Source organism: Enterobacter sp. JBIWA003, from assembly GCF_019968825.1.
GTDB classification, from domain to species: Bacteria; Pseudomonadota; Gammaproteobacteria; order Enterobacterales; family Enterobacteriaceae; genus Enterobacter; species Enterobacter quasiroggenkampii.
Genome location: NZ_CP074170.1, coordinates 4,909,466 through 4,926,729, shown reverse-complemented (window position 1 = coordinate 4,926,729; position 17,264 = coordinate 4,909,466). Strand labels below are relative to the sequence as shown.

18 protein-coding genes are annotated in these 17,264 nt (G+C 55.9%); 9 read left to right on the top strand and 9 right to left on the bottom strand.

Annotated features, from left to right (window positions below; translation table 11 throughout):
- Positions 1 to 29 precede the first annotated feature (29 nt).
- On the top strand, positions 30 to 704 hold the full coding sequence (yiiM, locus tag KGP25_RS23890; protein ID WP_223540608.1) for a 6-hydroxyaminopurine reductase: 675 nt from the start codon (positions 30 to 32) through the stop codon (positions 702 to 704).
- Positions 705 to 757: 53 nt separating this feature from the next.
- Here the strand turns inward: yiiM and cpxA are convergent, their stop codons facing one another.
- Together cpxA and cpxR are read right to left on the bottom strand one after the other, a co-directional pair.
- A complete protein-coding gene (gene cpxA / locus KGP25_RS23885; protein WP_014885717.1) occupies positions 758 to 2,131 on the bottom strand; it encodes an envelope stress sensor histidine kinase CpxA in 1,374 nt (457 codons plus the stop codon).
- Positions 2,128 to 2,826, bottom strand: a complete 699-nt coding sequence (gene cpxR, locus KGP25_RS23880; protein WP_006179159.1) for an envelope stress response regulator transcription factor CpxR — start codon at positions 2,824 to 2,826, stop codon at positions 2,128 to 2,130. Before cpxR ends, cpxA begins: the two co-directional genes overlap by 4 nt.
- Before the next feature lie 150 nt (positions 2,827 to 2,976).
- On the opposite strand from cpxR, the gene cpxP reads away from it, so the two are divergent.
- From cpxP to KGP25_RS23850, 6 genes are all read left to right on the top strand, one after another.
- Entirely contained in the window at positions 2,977 to 3,483 is a 507-nt protein-coding gene (cpxP, locus tag KGP25_RS23875) for a cell-envelope stress modulator CpxP (RefSeq protein ID WP_045909112.1), read from the top strand.
- A gap of 153 nt (positions 3,484 to 3,636) precedes the next feature.
- On the top strand, positions 3,637 to 4,530 hold the full coding sequence (fieF, locus tag KGP25_RS23870) for a CDF family cation-efflux transporter FieF (RefSeq protein WP_045909114.1): 894 nt from the start codon (positions 3,637 to 3,639) through the stop codon (positions 4,528 to 4,530).
- A gap of 174 nt (positions 4,531 to 4,704) precedes the next feature.
- Entirely contained in the window at positions 4,705 to 5,667 is a 963-nt protein-coding gene (gene pfkA / locus KGP25_RS23865) for a 6-phosphofructokinase (protein ID WP_008501816.1), read from the top strand.
- Positions 5,668 to 5,875: 208 nt separating this feature from the next.
- Positions 5,876 to 6,865, top strand: a complete 990-nt coding sequence (locus tag KGP25_RS23860) for a sulfate ABC transporter substrate-binding protein (RefSeq protein WP_024909198.1) — start codon at positions 5,876 to 5,878, stop codon at positions 6,863 to 6,865.
- Positions 6,866 to 6,972: 107 nt separating this feature from the next.
- Positions 6,973 to 7,716 carry a CDP-diacylglycerol diphosphatase gene (locus KGP25_RS23855; protein ID WP_223539701.1) on the top strand — a complete coding sequence of 248 codons (744 nt, stop codon included), beginning with the start codon at positions 6,973 to 6,975 and terminating at the stop codon, positions 7,714 to 7,716.
- Between the two features lie 73 nt (positions 7,717 to 7,789).
- Positions 7,790 to 9,094, top strand: coding sequence for an SLC13 family permease (locus KGP25_RS23850; protein WP_126535055.1), 1,305 nt, complete (start codon positions 7,790 to 7,792; stop codon positions 9,092 to 9,094).
- A gap of 82 nt (positions 9,095 to 9,176) precedes the next feature.
- Here KGP25_RS23850 and tpiA read toward each other — a convergent pair whose 3' ends face one another.
- Together tpiA and KGP25_RS23840 are read right to left on the bottom strand one after the other, a co-directional pair.
- Positions 9,177 to 9,944 (bottom strand): triose-phosphate isomerase, encoded by a 768-nt coding sequence (gene tpiA / locus KGP25_RS23845; protein ID WP_003862019.1) that lies wholly within the window; start codon positions 9,942 to 9,944, stop codon positions 9,177 to 9,179.
- 111 nt (positions 9,945 to 10,055) lie between these two features.
- A complete protein-coding gene (locus KGP25_RS23840; protein ID WP_223539700.1) occupies positions 10,056 to 10,652 on the bottom strand; it encodes a DUF1454 family protein in 597 nt (198 codons plus the stop codon).
- A 112-nt stretch (positions 10,653 to 10,764) separates the two neighbouring features.
- Between KGP25_RS23840 and KGP25_RS23835 the strand changes: the two genes are divergently transcribed.
- A complete protein-coding gene (locus tag KGP25_RS23835) occupies positions 10,765 to 11,184 on the top strand; it encodes a DUF805 domain-containing protein (protein WP_223539699.1) in 420 nt (139 codons plus the stop codon).
- Here the strand turns inward: KGP25_RS23835 and fpr are convergent, their stop codons facing one another.
- The 4 genes from fpr to KGP25_RS23815 form a co-directional block, all read right to left on the bottom strand.
- A complete protein-coding gene (fpr, locus tag KGP25_RS23830; RefSeq protein WP_045909118.1) occupies positions 11,185 to 11,931 on the bottom strand; it encodes a ferredoxin--NADP(+) reductase in 747 nt (248 codons plus the stop codon).
- 96 nt (positions 11,932 to 12,027) lie between these two features.
- Complete coding sequence (gene glpX, locus KGP25_RS23825; protein ID WP_023293599.1) at positions 12,028 to 13,038, bottom strand: class II fructose-bisphosphatase; 1,011 nt, start codon at positions 13,036 to 13,038, stop codon at positions 12,028 to 12,030.
- A 102-nt stretch (positions 13,039 to 13,140) separates the two neighbouring features.
- Positions 13,141 to 14,649, bottom strand: coding sequence for a glycerol kinase GlpK (glpK, locus tag KGP25_RS23820; protein ID WP_014885706.1), 1,509 nt, complete (start codon positions 14,647 to 14,649; stop codon positions 13,141 to 13,143).
- 21 nt (positions 14,650 to 14,670) lie between these two features.
- Complete coding sequence (locus KGP25_RS23815) at positions 14,671 to 15,516, bottom strand: MIP/aquaporin family protein (protein WP_014885705.1); 846 nt, start codon at positions 15,514 to 15,516, stop codon at positions 14,671 to 14,673.
- Between the two features lie 410 nt (positions 15,517 to 15,926).
- Here KGP25_RS23815 and zapB point away from each other — a divergent pair, with 410 nt between their 5' ends.
- Positions 15,927 to 16,166 carry a septal ring assembly protein ZapB gene (gene zapB, locus KGP25_RS23810; RefSeq protein ID WP_010436935.1) on the top strand — a complete coding sequence of 80 codons (240 nt, stop codon included), beginning with the start codon at positions 15,927 to 15,929 and terminating at the stop codon, positions 16,164 to 16,166.
- A 555-nt stretch (positions 16,167 to 16,721) separates the two neighbouring features.
- Here the strand turns inward: zapB and rraA are convergent.
- Complete coding sequence (gene rraA, locus KGP25_RS23805) at positions 16,722 to 17,207, bottom strand: ribonuclease E activity regulator RraA (RefSeq protein WP_023309687.1); 486 nt, start codon at positions 17,205 to 17,207, stop codon at positions 16,722 to 16,724.
- Positions 17,208 to 17,264 lie beyond the last annotated feature (57 nt).

Below are 17,264 nucleotides of genomic sequence, written 5' to 3'. Positions count from 1 at the left end.
TTTTTTGTATCTGCGTAATGGAGGCAGCGATGCATTACCCGGTGAATGTATTTACAGGCAAGGTAAGGGAGTACGACGGCAGCCGCCCGAGCGCCATCGCCAAAATTCAGGTCGACGGTGAGCTGACGTTAAACGACCTTGGGCTTACGGGCGACGAGCAGGCCGAAAAGAAGATCCACGGTGGGCCCGAGCGCGCACTGTGCCACTACCCGCGCGAGCACTATCAGCACTGGAAAACCGAATTCCCCGAGCAGGCGGACCTCTTCGTCGCCCCCGCGTTTGGCGAGAATCTCTCCACCGAAGGGCTCACCGAAAAGAACGTGTTTATAGGTGATATCTACCGCTGGGGCGATGCCCTGATTCAGGTGACGCAGCCGCGCTCGCCGTGCTTCAAGCTCAACTTCCATTTCGGTATTCATGACATGTCGGCTCAGATGCAAAGCGCGGGTAAAACCGGCTGGCTGTACCGTGTGGTGCTGGCTGGGCAGGTGTCAGCGGATGCGCCGCTTGAGCTGGCATCACGCCTGAGTGAAGTGTCTGTTTACGACGCCTGCGCCATTGCCTGGCATATGCCGTTTGATGACGAGCAGTATCATCGCCTGCTGTCGGCGGCGGGGCTATCGACCAGCTGGACAAGAACGATGCAGAAGCGGCGTTTAAGCAGCAAGATCGAGGATAATTCGCGGAGGTTGTGGGGTAAATAGTCCTCCGTAAAGAGTAGGCCGGGTAAGGCGAAGCCGCCACCCGGCACTAACAGCTACGAACGCTTATACAACGGTAGCCACAGCGTTAACCGCAGCCCACCCAGCGGGCTGTCGTCGGCTTTCACCCAGCCGCGATGCTGCTGCATGGCGGTTTCCACAATCGCCAGACCCAGTCCCGTACCGCCCGATTCCCGGTCGCGCGCTTCGTCGGTACGGTAGAACGGACGGAAAATCTGCTCGCGGTCTTCCGGGCTGACGCCAGGACCGTCGTCGTCGACAATGACGGTGATCCCGTCTTTATCCACCGAGAACGCCACCTCAATCTTCGTGTGCGAGTAGCGCAGGGCGTTACGCACGATATTCTCCAGCGCGCTTTCCAGCGTGTTGGGGTTACCGTACAGCGGCCACGGACCCGGCGGGAAGTTGACGGTGAAGGATTTGCCCATCTGCTCCGCTTCGAACGCCGCGTTATCCAGCACTTCATGCCACAGATGATTGGCTTTCACCGTTTCGCTCACCAGCGCGTTTTTCTGCTGATTGCGCGACATGACCAGCAGATCGTTGATCATGCTGTCCAGACGATGCGCTTCGGTTTCGATACGCTCCAGCTCTTTGCTCTCCCCGCTGCGGCGGCGCAGCAGCGCGGTGCCAAGCTGTAAGCGCGTAAGCGGGGTGCGCAGTTCGTGCGAGATATCCGACAGCAGACGCTGTTGTGCCGTCATCATGCGATCAAGAGCGCTCACCATCTGGTTAAAACTGGTCCCGGCAGCAAGGAACTCCTGCGGTCCGGCTTCCAGTTCTGGGTGTTGTCGCAGGTTACCCTGGGCCACTTCGTCAGCCGCATTTTTCAGCTTACGGGCCGGTTTTGCCAGGCTCCACGCCAGCCATAACAGCAGCGGCGAGCTGACCAGCATAGTAACAATCAGCAGCAGGAGAGGGCGGTCAAACAGCAGGTTGATAAAGTCGGACTGGGAGCTGCTCGCGGGGCGAATCAGGTAGAGCTGATAGTTATCCTCGCCATCTCTGACGGAGAACGGCCCCACCATCTCTACGCGGCCATATTTTTTCTTCTGGGGGTGATCGGCGTTATCTGCCTGGCCAATGAAGTTGCGGATGATCTGCATTTCATTGCGATCGGCGCCAATCACGCGGCCTTCGCTGGTCACCAGCAGCAGGCGTTGTCCGGGCGGCGCCCACTTGTCGATAGCGCGAAATAGCCTGCGCCACCACATTAAATCGTTTGGCGGATCGTTTGCCAGCTCGGCTTCCACGTGCTGCTCGATCATCACGCCCTGACGTTGCTCGCTGTCGAGAAGCTCCGTCATCTGGCGTGAGTCGAGTTTTGGCAACATCAGTACGAGCATTAAAACCAGTGCCAGCGTCAGCCAGAAGATGGCGAAGATGCGGGCGGTTAAGCTTCCGATCATGAAGCGGAAACCATCAGATAACCGCGACCACGCAGGGTTTTAAACCATGGGTGACCGTCTTTACGCTCCGGCAGCTTACGGCGCAGGTTAGAGATGTGCATGTCGATGGCGCGGTCAAACGGGGTCAGACGTTTGCCCAGCACTTCCTGGCTTAAATGTTCACGCGAAACCACCTGGCCGAGGTGCTGCGCCAGCAGATACAGCAGGGTGAACTCCGTGCCGGTCAGTTCCAGCGTCTGGCCATCAAAGCTCGCTTCCTGACGGCCCGGGTTCAGGCTCAGGGAGTCGACTTCAAGGGTAGGTGAGCTGTTGTCGGTATTCTGCTGCTGCTCGCTCCAGTGGGAACGACGCAGGATCGCGCGAATACGGGCGACCAGTTCGCGGTCGTTAAACGGCTTCGGTAAATAGTCATCCGCGCCCAGCTCAAGGCCGAGTACGCGATCGAGTTCGCTGCCGCGAGCGGTCAGCATGATAACGGGAGTCTGGTGTGTCTGGCGAAGCTCTTTCAACGTATCAATACCGTTTTTCTTCGGCATCATCACGTCGAGCAAAAGTAAATCGATGCTGTCGTCAAGGAGACTCAGCGCCTGCTCGCCATCATGGGCAACCAGGACGTTGAAACCTTCCATGTCGAGCAACTCCTTTAAAAGGGATGTGAGCTCTCGGTCATCATCAACTAACAGGATTTTATTCATTGTTTAAATACCTCCGAGGCAGAAATTACGACATCAAGGCTGTCTAATCCATGACTTTACGTTGTTTTACACCCCCTGACGCATGTTTGCAGCCTGAATCGTAGACTGTCTCTCGTTGAATCGCGACACGAAAGATTTTGGGAGCAAGTGATGCGCAAAGTTACCGCTGCCGTCATGGCCTCAACGCTGGCGTTCAGTGCGTTTAGCCAGGCTGCTGTAGCTATCATCAGCGATAACGGTTCCTCACAAGAGGACACAACGCAGCACAGTAGCCAAAGCCATATGTTTGACGGCATAAGTTTAACCGAACATCAGCGTCAACAGATGCGAGATCTGATGCAGAGGGCGAGACACGACCAGCCCCCTGTTAATGTTAGCGAAATGGAGACAATGCATCGCCTTGTCACCGCAGAAAATTTTGACGAAAGCGCTGTGCGCGCTCAGGCCGAAAAAATGGCACAGGAACAGGTTGCTCGCCAGGTTGAAATGGCGAAGGTCCGCAACCAGATGTTCCACCTGCTAACGCCCGAGCAGCAAGCGGTTTTGAACACCAGACATCAGCAGCGTATGGATCAGCTGCGTGAGGTTGCACGGATGCAGCGAAGCTCAGAAACGACGTTTTTCAGTAGCAATAGCAGTACCCGTAGTAACCAGTAAACCCTGTTTTCCTTGCCATAGACACCATCCCTGTCTTCCCCCACATGATGTGGGGGTTTTTTTTGCCCCGCATTCTGATTTGTTAACCGTTTATTCATCCTTCGACTCCACATGCTTCCGTTATACTAGCGGCATGACATGACAGGAGCGTTTATGAATCAATCCTATGGAAGACTGGTAAACCGGGCCGCCATGGCCGCGACCATCATGGCGTCGTGTTTGCTGGTCATTAAGGTTTTTGCGTGGTGGTATACCGGATCGGTCAGTATTCTGGCGGCGCTGGTGGATTCGCTGGTCGATATTGCCGCCTCGCTGACCAACCTGCTGGTGGTGCGTTACTCGCTGCAGCCAGCGGATGAAGAGCACACATTTGGGCACGGCAAAGCGGAGTCGCTGGCCGCGCTGGCGCAGAGCATGTTTATATCCGGTTCTGCGCTGTTCCTGTTTCTCACCGGCATTCAGCATCTCGTCTCGCCGACACCGATGAACGATCCCGGCGTTGGCGTCGTTGTGACGATTGTCGCGCTTATATGCACACTTGTTCTGGTAACGTTCCAGCGCTGGGTCGTTCGCAAAACGCAAAGTCAGGCCGTACGGGCGGATATGCTTCATTATCAATCTGATGTTATGATGAATGGGGCTATTCTTATTGCGCTCGGTCTGGCCTGGTATGGCTGGCATCGGGCCGATGCGTTGTTTGCGTTAGGGATTGGTATCTATATTTTATATAGCGCCCTGCGGATGGGGTATGAAGCGGTGCAATCACTGCTTGACCGCGCCCTCCCGGACTCAGAACGCAATGAAATTTTTTCTATCGTGACCGCCTGGCCCGGCGTCAGCGGTGCGCACGATCTTCGAACGCGGCAGTCAGGGCCGACCCGCTTTATTCAGATTCATATTGAAATGGAAGACAACCTGCCACTGGTTCAGGCTCACGTGATTGCTGAGCAGGTTGAGCAGGCGATTTTGCAGCGTTTTCCTGGTTCAGACGTCATCATTCACCAGGATCCCTGCTCGGTTGTACCCGGACATGTTGGGCTTTCGTAATTCGTTGTAAAAAAGTGAGCCAGGCCAGCATTTTGTGTATAAATTACCGCCATTTGGTCTGACCTGAATCAATTCAGCTGGAAGGGATTGATATACTATTTGCAGTATTCGTTGGTCGATAAGTTTCTTCCGGCAACAGATTTCAATTTTGCATTCCTAAGTTCAGAGGTAGTCATGATTAAGAAAATCGGTGTGTTGACAAGCGGCGGTGATGCGCCGGGCATGAACGCGGCAATTCGTGGGGTTGTTCGCGCGGCGCTGACGGAAGGTCTGGAAGTTTTTGGTATCTATGATGGTTACCTGGGTCTGTATGAAGACCGTATGGTTCAGCTCGACCGTTACAGCGTGTCTGACATGATCAACCGTGGCGGTACCTTCCTTGGGTCTGCACGCTTCCCGGAATTCCGTGATGAACACGTTCGTGAAGTGGCTATCGAGAACATGAAAAAACGTGGCCTGGACGCCCTGGTGGTTATCGGTGGTGACGGCTCGTACATGGGTGCAAAACGTCTGACAGAAATGGGCTTCCCGTGCATCGGTCTGCCAGGCACTATCGACAACGATATCAAAGGCACCGACTACACCATCGGCTACTTCACCGCGCTGGGAACCGTTGTTGAAGCGATTGACCGCCTGCGTGACACCTCTTCTTCTCACCAGCGTATCTCTATCGTTGAAGTGATGGGGCGTTACTGCGGTGACTTGACCCTGGCTGCGGCGATTGCGGGTGGCTGTGAGTTTGTCGTGGTTCCGGAAGTGGAATTCAGCCGTGAAGATCTGGTAGCTGAAATCAAAGCGGGCATCGCGAAAGGCAAGAAACACGCGATCGTAGCTATCACCGAGCACATCTGTGACGTTGACGAGCTGGCCAAGTACATCGAAACCGAAACCAAGCGTGAAACCCGTGCCACCGTACTGGGGCACATCCAGCGTGGCGGTTCCCCTGGCCCGTATGACCGTATTCTGGCGTCCCGTATGGGCGCGTACGCAATCGAACTGCTGCTGCAGGGCCACGGCGGACGCTGCGTCGGTATTCAGAACGAAAAACTGGTTCACCATGACATCATCGACGCGATTGAAAACATGAAGCGTCCGTTCAAAGGTGACTGGCTGGACTGCGCGAAAAAACTGTACTGATTGGCTCTGTTGCCCGGTGGCGCTGCGCTTACCGGGCCTACAAAAGCACGACTCGTAGGCCGGGTAAGGCGTAGCCGCCACCCGGCTTTTTTATGCGTGCACGCTTTTTATTCCACTACGTTATAGCCAATCTTTTTTTATTCTTTAATCCTCGATTCGCTTTCTGGCACGCTGCATTCATCAAAACACTACACAAGAGAGCTGGGCGATGAATAAATGGGGCGTGGGTTTAACATTATTGCTGGCATCGACCAGCGTTCTGGCTAAGGACATCCAGTTACTGAACGTGTCATACGACCCGACGCGTGAACTGTACGAGCAATACAACAAAGCGTTTGCGGCACACTGGAAACAGGAAACCGGCGACAATGTCGTGGTTCGCCAGTCTCACGGCGGTTCTGGCAAGCAGGCGACCTCCGTCATCAACGGTATCGAAGCTGACGTGGTGACCCTGGCGCTCGCCTACGATGTTGACGCGATCGCCGAGCGTGGCCGTATCGACAAAAACTGGATCAAACGCCTGCCGGATAACTCCGCGCCATACACCTCGACCATCGTTTTCCTGGTCCGTAAAGGCAACCCGAAACAGATCCATGACTGGAATGACCTGATTAAGCCAGGCGTGTCCGTCATCACCCCTAACCCGAAAAGCTCTGGCGGTGCTCGCTGGAACTACCTGGGCGCGTGGGGCTACGCGCTGCACCACAACAACGGTGACCAGGCTAAAGCCCAGGAATTCGTGAAAGCGCTGTATAAAAACGTTGAGGTGCTGGACTCCGGCGCGCGTGGCGCCACCAACACCTTCGTCGAGCGCGGGATTGGCGACGTGCTGATCGCATGGGAAAACGAAGCCCTGCTGGCCACTAACGAGCTGGGTAAAGACAAGTTCGAAATCGTGACCCCAAGCGAATCGATTCTGGCTGAGCCGACCGTCTCTGTTGTCGATAAAGTGGTTGAGAAGAAAGATACCAAAGCGGTGGCAGAAGCCTACCTGAAGTATCTCTACTCGCCAGAAGGCCAGGAAATTGCGGCGAAAAACTTCTATCGCCCACGCGATCCGGCGGTGGCGAAGAAATACGAAAGCGTCTTCCCTAAACTGAAACTCTTCACCATTGATGACGAGTTCGGCGGCTGGACGAAAGCGCAGAAAGAGCACTTCTCTAACGGCGGCACGTTCGACCAGATCAGCCAGCGCTAACCATTAGCCAATGACACGGTAACCCGGCGTGAGAAATCCGCCGGGTTTTTTATTTGGTCATCATTTTGCGTTACTCTTTTGCCTCTATTGAAAACAGGGAACGCGTTGTGAAAAAAATTATCTTATTGATCCTCATTGTCATCGCCCTTGCCGCTGGCGGCGTGTACTGGATGAAAGCGGGTAATCCGAATGCGTTGCGACATATCGTTCTCGACCAGTGTGTGCCGAATCAGATCCAGAATCGTAACCCGGCACCGTGTGCGCAGGTGAAAACGGATGCAGGCTATGTGGTCTTTAAAGACCGCAACGGGCCGCTGCAATATCTGCTGATGCCGACATATCGCATCAACGGCACCGAGAGCCCGCTATTGACCGAAGCGCACACGCCGAACTTTTTCTGGCTGGCCTGGCAGTCGCGCAGCTTTATGACCCTGAAGCGCGGATCCGAGGTGCCCGACAGCGCCATTTCGCTGACGATTAACTCGCCGACAGGGCGCACGCAGAACCATTTACATATTCATATCTCCTGTCTGCGCCCGGACGTGCGCGAGAAACTCAACGCCGCGCAGGGAGAAATCAGCACCCAGTGGCTGCCGCTTCCCGGCGGGCTGGAAGGGCATGAGTATCTTGCTCGTCGTGTGACGGAGAATGAACTGGTGCAGCGCAGCCCGTTCATAATGCTGGCTGAAGAGCTGCCGGAAGCGCGCGACCATATGGGGCGCTTTGCCCTGGCGATGGCGCAGCAGTCCGATGGTTCGTTTGTGTTGCTGGCAACCGAACGTAACTTGCTGATGCTTAACCGCGCGTCAGCTGAGGAACTGCAGGATCATCAATGCGCTATTCTAAATTGACCCCACCATAAATAGCGTTTACTCGCCCTGCCTGTCGCCGTAGACTTGCTGAAAAATTCTACAGGAGACAGGTATGTCGCTCTGGTCAACGTATCCTCTGCTGGTACCCTCACTGATCGTTGGCGTCACTATCGTGCTATGGGCGACGTCGCTGTTGCCGGAATTTATCACCGCGCTGCTGTTCTTTACGGCGGCAATGACCGCGAAGATCGCCCCGCCGGAGGTGATTTTCGGCGGTTTTGCTTCCTCGGCCTTCTGGCTGGTCTTCAGCGGATTCGTGCTCGGCGTGGCGATCCGTAAAACCGGTCTGGCAGACCGGGCCGCCCGGGCGCTGTCGGCAAAGCTCACCGACTCCTGGGTATTAATGGTAGCGAGCGTGGTGCTGCTGAGCTATGCGCTGGCGTTTGTGATGCCGTCGAATATGGGACGTATTGCGCTGCTGATGCCGATTGTCGCCGCAATGGCGAAACGCGCCGGTATCGCCGACGGCTCCCGCGCCTGGTTTGGTCTGGCGCTGGCGGTAGGGTTTGGGACGTTCCAGCTTTCGGCAACGATTCTGCCCGCTAACGTGCCTAACCTGGTGATGAGCGGTGCGGCGGAAGGCTCGTACGGCATCCATCTGAACTATGTCCCGTATCTGCTGCTGCACACGCCGGTGCTGGGCGTTCTCAAAGGCCTGATTCTGATTGGCCTGATCTGCTGGCTTTTTCCCGGCAGCCCAAAACCGCCGAAGGAACAGGCGCCGTCTGAGCCTATGGGGCGGGACGAAAAGCGTCTTGCCTGGCTGCTGGCGGTGGTGCTGGGGATGTGGGTGACGGAGAGCTGGCACGGTGTTGGGCCCGCCTGGACCGGGCTGGCGGCGTCGGTCATCGTTATGCTGCCGCGTATCGGTTTTATCACCGGGGAGGAGTTTTCTGCGGGGGTGAATATGCGTACCTGCATTTACGTCGCGGGCATTCTTGGGCTGGCGATCGTCGTGACGCAAACCGGTATCGGAACGGCGGTGGGCGAGGCGTTGCTCCGCATTATGCCGCTCGATGCAGACCAACCGTTCACCAGTTTCCTGGCGTTGACCGGGATCACCACCGCACTCAACTTCATTATGACCGCCAACGGCGTTCCTGCGCTGTATACCACCCTGGCGCAAAGCTTCTCGGATGCGACCGGCTTCCCGCTGCTGTCGGTGATCATGATTCAGGTGCTCGGCTATTCCACGCCGCTGCTGCCGTATCAGGCGTCGCCGATCGTGGTGGCGATGGGGCTAGGAAAGGTGCCTGCCAGGGCGGGGATGGTGCTCTGTCTGGCGCTGGCGATAGCGACGTATCTGGTGCTGCTGCCGCTGGATTATCTGTGGTTTAGCCTGCTGGGACGGCTGTAAAAAAGCCCGGTGGCGCTGACGCTTACCGGGCCTACAGAACTGTAGGACGGGTTAGCGCAAGCGCCACCCGCCACAAAGGCAATTACGCCTGTTTAGCCGCTTCTGCTGCTTTAACGATCACCGCGAAAGCGTCCGCTTTCAGGGATGCACCGCCAACCAGCGCGCCATCGATGTCTGGCTGGGTGAACAGCTCAGCAGCGTTAGACGCGTTAACGGAACCGCCGTACTGGATGATCACTTGCTCAGCCACTTTGGCGTCAGCTTTCGCAATGTGGTCACGGATGAATTTGTGAACCGCCTGAGCCTGCGCAGGGGTTGCTGATTTGCCGGTACCGATCGCCCAGACTGGCTCGTAAGCGATTACCGCGCCTTCGAACGCTGCCGCGCCCTGAGTTTTCAGCACTGCGTCGATCTGACGTGCGCACACTTCTTCAGTTTTGCCCGCTTCGTTTTCTGCTTCGGTTTCACCGATGCACAGAACCGGGATCAGACCCTGCTCTTTCAGCACGGCGAATTTCTTCGCGATGAACTCGTCGGATTCTTTGTGATAGGTGCGACGCTCGGAGTGGCCGATGATGATGTATTTCGCGCCGATATCTTTCAGCATTTCAGCGGAGGTTTCACCGGTGAACGCGCCAGACAGGTTAACGTCAACGTTCTGCGCGCCCAGAATGATGTGGCTGCCGTCAGCGGCACGTTTAGCCAGATCCAGATACATATCCGGCGGAGCGATAGCAACCGCGCAGCCGGTCACGCCAGCCAGCTCTTTACGCAGGTTCGCAACCAGTTCGTTTACCATGTGGCGGCTGCCGTTCAGTTTCCAGTTACCCATCACTAAAGGATGTCGCATTTCAATTCTCCACGCTCAATAAGCGAATTAAGGAATATGGCCACCCTGTCGGGCAGCATGGTCTGTGAATCAGTATAGAGATTTTCCCTCGAAAGGCTTTGCTTTTTGTCATTAATTCGCCCCGCCAAGGGTGTCTGATAGTGCCAGCTTAATCGGTTCAACAGCGAAGGTCAGTCCTTTTTCGCCGTTGTCCGCCACAACATAGCGGATCGCGCCTTCGGTATCGGCGTAGTAACGCTTGTTTTTACCGACGGTGAGGAGTTTTTGCAGCTTTTGCTGGCTTTGCTTTTTCGTTAGCGCAGGGGTAAACGCCTGCAGGACCGCGCTCATATACTCCAGCGCTTTTGCCTTCGCGGCTTTCTGCTCTGGCCCCTGTATTGGCAGCCAGGTGATTTGCATGCTTTTGATTTTTAACGTCCCGCGCTCCAGCGCCGTGGAGGCATACAAATTCTCGTTAATCTTGCTTGCCGCACGGGTCAGGGTAGGCGTGTCGCGGGGGCCATCAATGGCACGAAACTCATCCAGCGGCAGCGTGGGGTTGGCCTGATTGAAGGCTTCACGAAACTGACTGATGGACTGATCGAACGACGGTGCGCCCGCCAGCAGATACGGTGCGGTGGTCGGGGCTGTGGTTTCGGCGGCGTGCAGGGTAAAGCCCGCGCTGAGCAGCGCTAAACACAGGAAAAGAGAATGTGTCGAACTTTTCATCAACATTGCCCCTGGCCGTAAGTGCTCATGATTAAAACGATATCTGGTCGGCTTGTCAAAAGGTCACAACTCCAGGATAAAATGCGCGCGATATGATAATAAGGAACCTTACATGACCATACAGCAGTGGCTGTTTTCATTCAAAGGGCGTATTGGACGCCGTGATTTCTGGATCTGGATGGTGACGTGGGTTGTCGCCATGCTGTTTCTGTTTTTCGTTGCCTATAACGCATGGCTAAGCACGCAAACGGCGGCCTTCGCGCTGGTCTGCCTGCTCTGGCCAACGGCGGCTGTCGTCGTGAAACGCCTGCACGATCGCGGTCGTTCCGGCGCGTGGGCATTTCTGATTATTCTGGCGTGGATGCTGGTGGCGGGAAACTGGGCGATGCTGCCGTCCATCCTGCCGTGGGTTGTGGGCAGGCTGCTGCCGTCGGTCATCTTCGTGATGATGATTGTCGATCTGGGCGCGTTTATTGGCACCCAGAGCGAAAACAAATACGGTAAAGACACCGTTGAGGTGAAATACCGCTGATCACCAGTAGTGTTCGGCGGTCATATGGCCTGGCCGGCGGCGAAGATGTTTCGTCATCTGCCGGGTATCCTTCAGAAGCTGCTGCGTGTCCCGTACCATCTGCGGGTTGCCACACAGCATGACGTGGCTGGTTTCAGCGTTCAGCGGCAAACCCACCGCCTCTTCCAGGGCACCACTCTCAATAAGCGCCGGCACGCGGCCGGTCAGCGTTCCTGCTACGGTTTCGCGGCTGACCACCGTCTGAATCTTTAACTTTCCGCCGTACTGCTGCTCCAGCGCCTGCATCTGCGGCAGGTAGCTCAGGTCTGCGGCGTAGCGCGCGGCATGCACCAGCACGATGTTTTTAAAGCGCTCGAGGTCTTTGCCGTACTGCAAAATAGAGAGATAAGGACCGATGGCCGTGCCGGTTGCCAGCATCCAGAGCGTGTCACAATCCGGGATCTCTTCGAGCACAAAGAAGCCTGCTGCTTCACTCACGATCTGCACCTCGTCGCCGGGCTTAAGGGCGGCAAGGCGCGGGCTGAGTTTACCGTCAGGAACGGTGACCAGATAGAACTCGAGATCCGGGTTATCAGGCGCGTTAACGTAAGAGTAGGCGCGCTGCACGCGCTCGCCGTCGACATCCAGCCCCAGCTTCGCAAATTGCCCGGCTTTAAACGGGTGGACGGGAGCATGCACGGTGAGACTAAATAGCGCATCGGTCCAGAACTGTACCTTTGTGACTTTACCTGTTACCCAGTCCGCCATGATCTTCTCCTGTGCTGTTTCTCTGTTCTATCTTCCGTACTTAACGGGGAGATTTCCAGCCCATTTGGGCCGGAAAGCTCTATCGATCAAACGGTTTTACAGAATGTGCGTCTGTACGTCCGGGTCTTTGCGGTCGAGATAGTGGATAGACTGGATGCGGCGAATGGTGCGCGATTTGCCGCGGATCAGCAGCGTTTCGGTGGTCGCCATATTGCCCTTGCGGCTGATGCCGTCCAGCAGATCCCCTTTGGTGATACCGGTCGCCGAGAAGACCACGTTATCGCTACGGGCCATATCATGTAGCGCCAGCACTTTGTTGGCCTCGATACCCATCGCTTCGCAGCGTGCCAGCTCGTTTTCCCCGATACGGCGATTCTCTTCGCTGTCGCCTTTCACCTCGTGGCGGGGCAGCAGACGAGCCTGCATATCGCCGTCCAGCGCGCGGATCACTGCCGCAGAGACTACGCCTTCCGGCGCGCCGCCGATGCCGTACAGTACGTCCACTTCACTGTCCGGCATGCAGGTCAGGATCGAGGCGGCAACGTCACCATCCGGAATGGCAAACACGCGCACGCCGAGCTTTTGCATCTGCGCGATAGTGGCGTCGTGGCGCGGTTTTGCCAGAATGGTGACGGTGAGTTCGCTCAGCGGTTTGTTCAGCGCGCTGGCGACGTTACGCAGGTTCTCTTCCAGCGGCAGGCTGAGGTCGATTGCGCCTTTTGCGCCAGGACCGACAATCAGCTTTTCCATGTACATATCCGGCGCGTTAAGGAAGCAGCCCTTATCGCCTACGGCCAGCACCGCGAGGGCGTTGGCCTGACCCATTGCCGTCATGCGCGTACCTTCGATCGGGTCGACGGCGATATCCACAGCATCACCTTTGCCGGTACCGACTTTTTCACCGATATAGAGCATTGGCGCTTCGTCGATCTCGCCTTCGCCGATCACGATAGTGCCGTCGATGTTGACCTGGTTAAGCACAATGCGCATGGCATGGACGGCTGCGCCGTCGGCGGTATTTTTGTCACCACGACCCAGCCATTTATAGCCTGCAAGGGCGGCCGCTTCGGTGACGCGGGAAAACTCGATAGCAAGTTCACGTTTCATGAGGTACTCGTGCAATCAAAAGGAATTGCACGAAGTTTATCACAGAGTGGGGAGGGGGGTTTTAAGTCCCCTCTCCCCAAAGGGGAGAGGGGTAAGTTTGTCTTACTCGTCGTGCTCTTCCCACGCCAGGGCGCGTTTCACCGCTTTCTTCCAGCCGCTGTAGCGGAAGTTACGCTCGGTGGTTTCGATGCCCGGGCGGAATTCGCGTTCGATCACCGCTTTTTCCTGCAGCTCGTCCAGGTTCTGCCAGAAGCCTACCGCCAGACCGGCAAGGTACGCCGCGCCCAGCGCCGTCACTTCACGCACTTCAGGACGCTCAACGCGGGTGCCCAGAATGTCGGACTGGAACTGCATCAGGAAGTTATTCGCGACCGCACCGCCGTCCACGCGCAGGGCGTGCAGACGAATGCCAGAGTCCGCCTGCATCGCTTCCAGCACGTCGCGCGTCTGGTAGGCGATGGATTCCAGGGTGGCGCGAATAATGTGGTTAGAATTCACGCCACGCGTCAGACCGAAAATCGCGCCGCGTGCATACGGGTCCCAGTACGGTGCGCCCAGACCGGTGAACGCAGGCACCACGTACACGCCGTTGGTGTCTTTCACTTTGGTCGCGAAGTACTCGGAGTCGAACGCATCGCTGATCAGCTTCATCTCGTCACGCAGCCACTGGATAGACGCGCCGGCCATGAACACCGCACCTTCCAGGGCATAGTTCACTTCGCCGCGCGGGCCGCAGGCAATGGTGGTCAGCAGGCCGTTTTCTGATTTCACCGCTTTCTCGCCGGTGTTCATCAGCATAAAGCAGCCGGTGCCGTAGGTGTTCTTCGCCATCCCTTCCTTGACGCACAGCTGGCCGAACAGCGCCGCCTGCTGGTCACCGGCGATACCCGCGATAGGAATACGGGTGCCGCCTTTACCGCCGATGTTGGTCTGGCCATATACCTCAGAAGACTTGCGCACTTCAGGCAGCATCGCGCGTGGGATATCCAGCGCGTCCAGCATCTTGTCATCCCACTCCAGGGTGTTGATGTTGAACAGCATGGTACGCGAGGCGTTGGTGTAGTCGGTGACGTGAACGCGTCCCTGGGTCATCTTCCAGATAAGCCAGGTGTCAACGGTACCGAACAGCAGCTCGCCGCGCTTTGCACGCTCACGTGAACCTTCCACATGGTCGAGGATCCATTTCACTTTGGTGCCGGAGAAATACGGGTCAACCACCAGGCCGGTGGCGCTGCGCACGTACTCTTCCATGCCGTCGCGCTTCAGCTGTTCGCAAATCTCAGAGGTACGGCGGCACTGCCAGACGATGGCGTTGTAAATAGGCTTACCGGTTTCACGTTCCCAGACAATCGTCGTTTCACGCTGGTTAGTGATACCAATCGCGGCAATCTCGTCGGAACTGATATCGGCTTTCGCCAGCACTTCGACCAGCGTGGAGCTTTGTGACGCCCAGATCTCCATTGGGTCGTGTTCGACCCAGCCTGGACGAGGGTAAATTTGCTCAAATTCGCGCTGTGACACGCTGACGATGTTCGCGTCATGATCCATTACGACAGCGCGGGAGCTGGTAGTGCCCTGGTCGAGCGCAACGATATATTTTTTTTCGGTCATGGTATGTGTCCCGTAGTCAGATTACAGCGAAGCTTTTTGTTGTGCGGTAGAAGTCGTTTCCTTCTCCTCTTCCACACAGGTGTCGCACGGTAAATGGCGACCAATTAATTTGCGGTAGCTAAACGCACCCAGCGCAGCCCCGACAACTGGCGCAAACAGCGGTACCAGGAAGTAAGGAATGTCTTTGCCGCCGGTGAAGGCGACGTCGCCCCAGCCTGCGATAAAGGCGAACGCTTTAGGTCCGATATCACGTGCCGGGTTCATCGCGAAGCCGGTCAGCGGGCCCATGGAAGCGCCAATCACCGCGATCAGCAGGCCAATCAGCAGTGGGGCCAGCGGGCCGCGCGGAATGCCGTTTCCGTCGTCGGTCAGCGCCAGGATAACGCCCATCAGAATAGCGGTAATCACCATTTCAACTGCGAACGCCTGCACAAAATTGATATGCGGGTTTGGATAGGTTGAGAAGATGCCTGCCAGATCCAGACTTTCGACGCTGCCGCGCACCATATGATGCGTCTGTTCGAAGTCGATGAAAAGATTGTAATAAAGCCCGTAAACTAACGCCGCTGCGCAAAACGCGCCGGCAAACTGAGAAAGAATGAAAGGAACAACTTTGCGTCCGTCGAAGCACGCGAACAGCCACAGTGCGATAGTCACCGCCGGGTTAAGATGTGCACCAGAAACCCCTGCAGTCAGGTAGATGGCCATCGCCACGCCCAGACCCCAGATGATACTGATTTCCCACTGACCAAAACTGGCACCCGCCACTTTCAGTGCAGCGACACAGCCCACTCCGAAGAATATCAACAACCCGGTACCAAGGAACTCGGCAATGCACTGGCCTTTTAAGGTTGATGTCTGACTCATAATCGGAATCCTGAAGAAATTGATGTTTATTGTTAGCATGGCCGCCCGTGACAGCCACGATGCCCTGTAGACATAGTGTTAATTTATCGTTAACGAGCAAAAACGAGAAATATCGAAATCAAAATGTGTGGTCTGTGTCAATAAAATGAGCGTTTTCGCGCCATAAAGCACATTTTTACAGCAGTACAAGATCGGTACAGGAATGAGAGCTGAATCATTTCATTAACGAATGAGTTAACAATTTAGGGGGATATGACGCGAACGCACCAGGACCAGACCTAAAAGTGTTGCAAACCGCGATCTGCGCGGTGTGTCGCTGGACACAGAGCGCCGCGCTCCATACAATCGACGGTATATGTCGTGCGCGTTTATGTTAAAGCGTCGCCTTGCAATTCAGGAGAGGTAGCATCATGTCTTTAGAAGTGTTTGAGAAACTGGAATCGAAAGTACAGCAGGCGATTGACACCATCACCCTGCTGCAGATGGAAATTGAAGAGCTGAAAGAGAAGAACAACAGCCTGGCGCAGGAAGTACAGAACGCGCAGCACGGCCGCGAAGAACTGGAGCGCGAAAACAACCAGCTGCGCGAACAGCAGAACGGCTGGCAGGATCGCCTGCAGGCGCTGCTGGGACGTATGGAAGAAGTCTGATTCCCATTGGGGTGAACTGAACAGGCCGGGTAAGGCGATGCCGCTACCCGGCTTTTTTTATGCCAGTTATAAAAAAGGCCGCCAGAGGCGGCCTTAACGCTACTTGTCCTGCGCTGTCATAGCAAAAGCAACGAACACATTCGGTTCATCACTCTTTACAACTAGTACGCTGGCGACAATGAACGCGATACATAAATAGCGTTTCATTATGCGGTCCCTGCTGCTAACCGCTCCACCGTTCACCACCGGTGATAAGTCGGTGGACACAAGCCCGGTTAAAGGTTGCTTAACGGTTGTGAATACACCTTTCCCTGGACCGATGCCCATGTGCGAGATGGCGGAAAGGGACGATGCATCATAATGAGCAGCAGCAGCTTTAATAGTTAATTAGGAATTTATAAAGGGTCGATGGGGTTACCTGAGATTTGAACCAGGGTAAGATAAAAATCCTGGTTAAAGGTTGCAAACCTTCCCAACGGACCGCGAATCCCGAGGGACAAAAAAACCGCCACATTGCTGTTGGCGGTTTTTTTATGGTCCACGCTTACGGTTTTATTACTCGATATCCAGCGGATCTTCGGAAAGAATAATGCCGGTATTATCGGCGTAGAGATGGTCGCCGGAGAAGAAGGTCACGCCGCCGAAATTGACGCGCACGTCGCTTTCGCCGATACCGTCACCCGCCGCCCCTACCGGTATGGCCGCGATGGCCTGAATCCCGATATCGAGGTCTTCCAGATCGTCCACCTGACGCACGGAACCGTACACCACAAGGCCTTCCCACTCGTTCTGCACGGCAATACCGGCCAGCTCAGCATCAATCAATGCGCGCCGCACGGAACCGCCGCCATCGACCACCAGTACGCGGCCGCGGCCGTTCTGTTCGAGCAGATCGTACAACAACCCGTTATCCTCGAAACATTTCACCGTGACGATCTGTCCGCCAAACGACGACCGCCCACCAAAGTTGGAGAACAGCGGTTCAACGACGTTGACATCTTCCTGGTAGATGTCACAAAGCTCGGAGGTATCGTATTTCATAGGTTTAACGCTCAGTTGCTGCGAATGTGTTCAGTATATCGTGCGAAATGCGTTGTT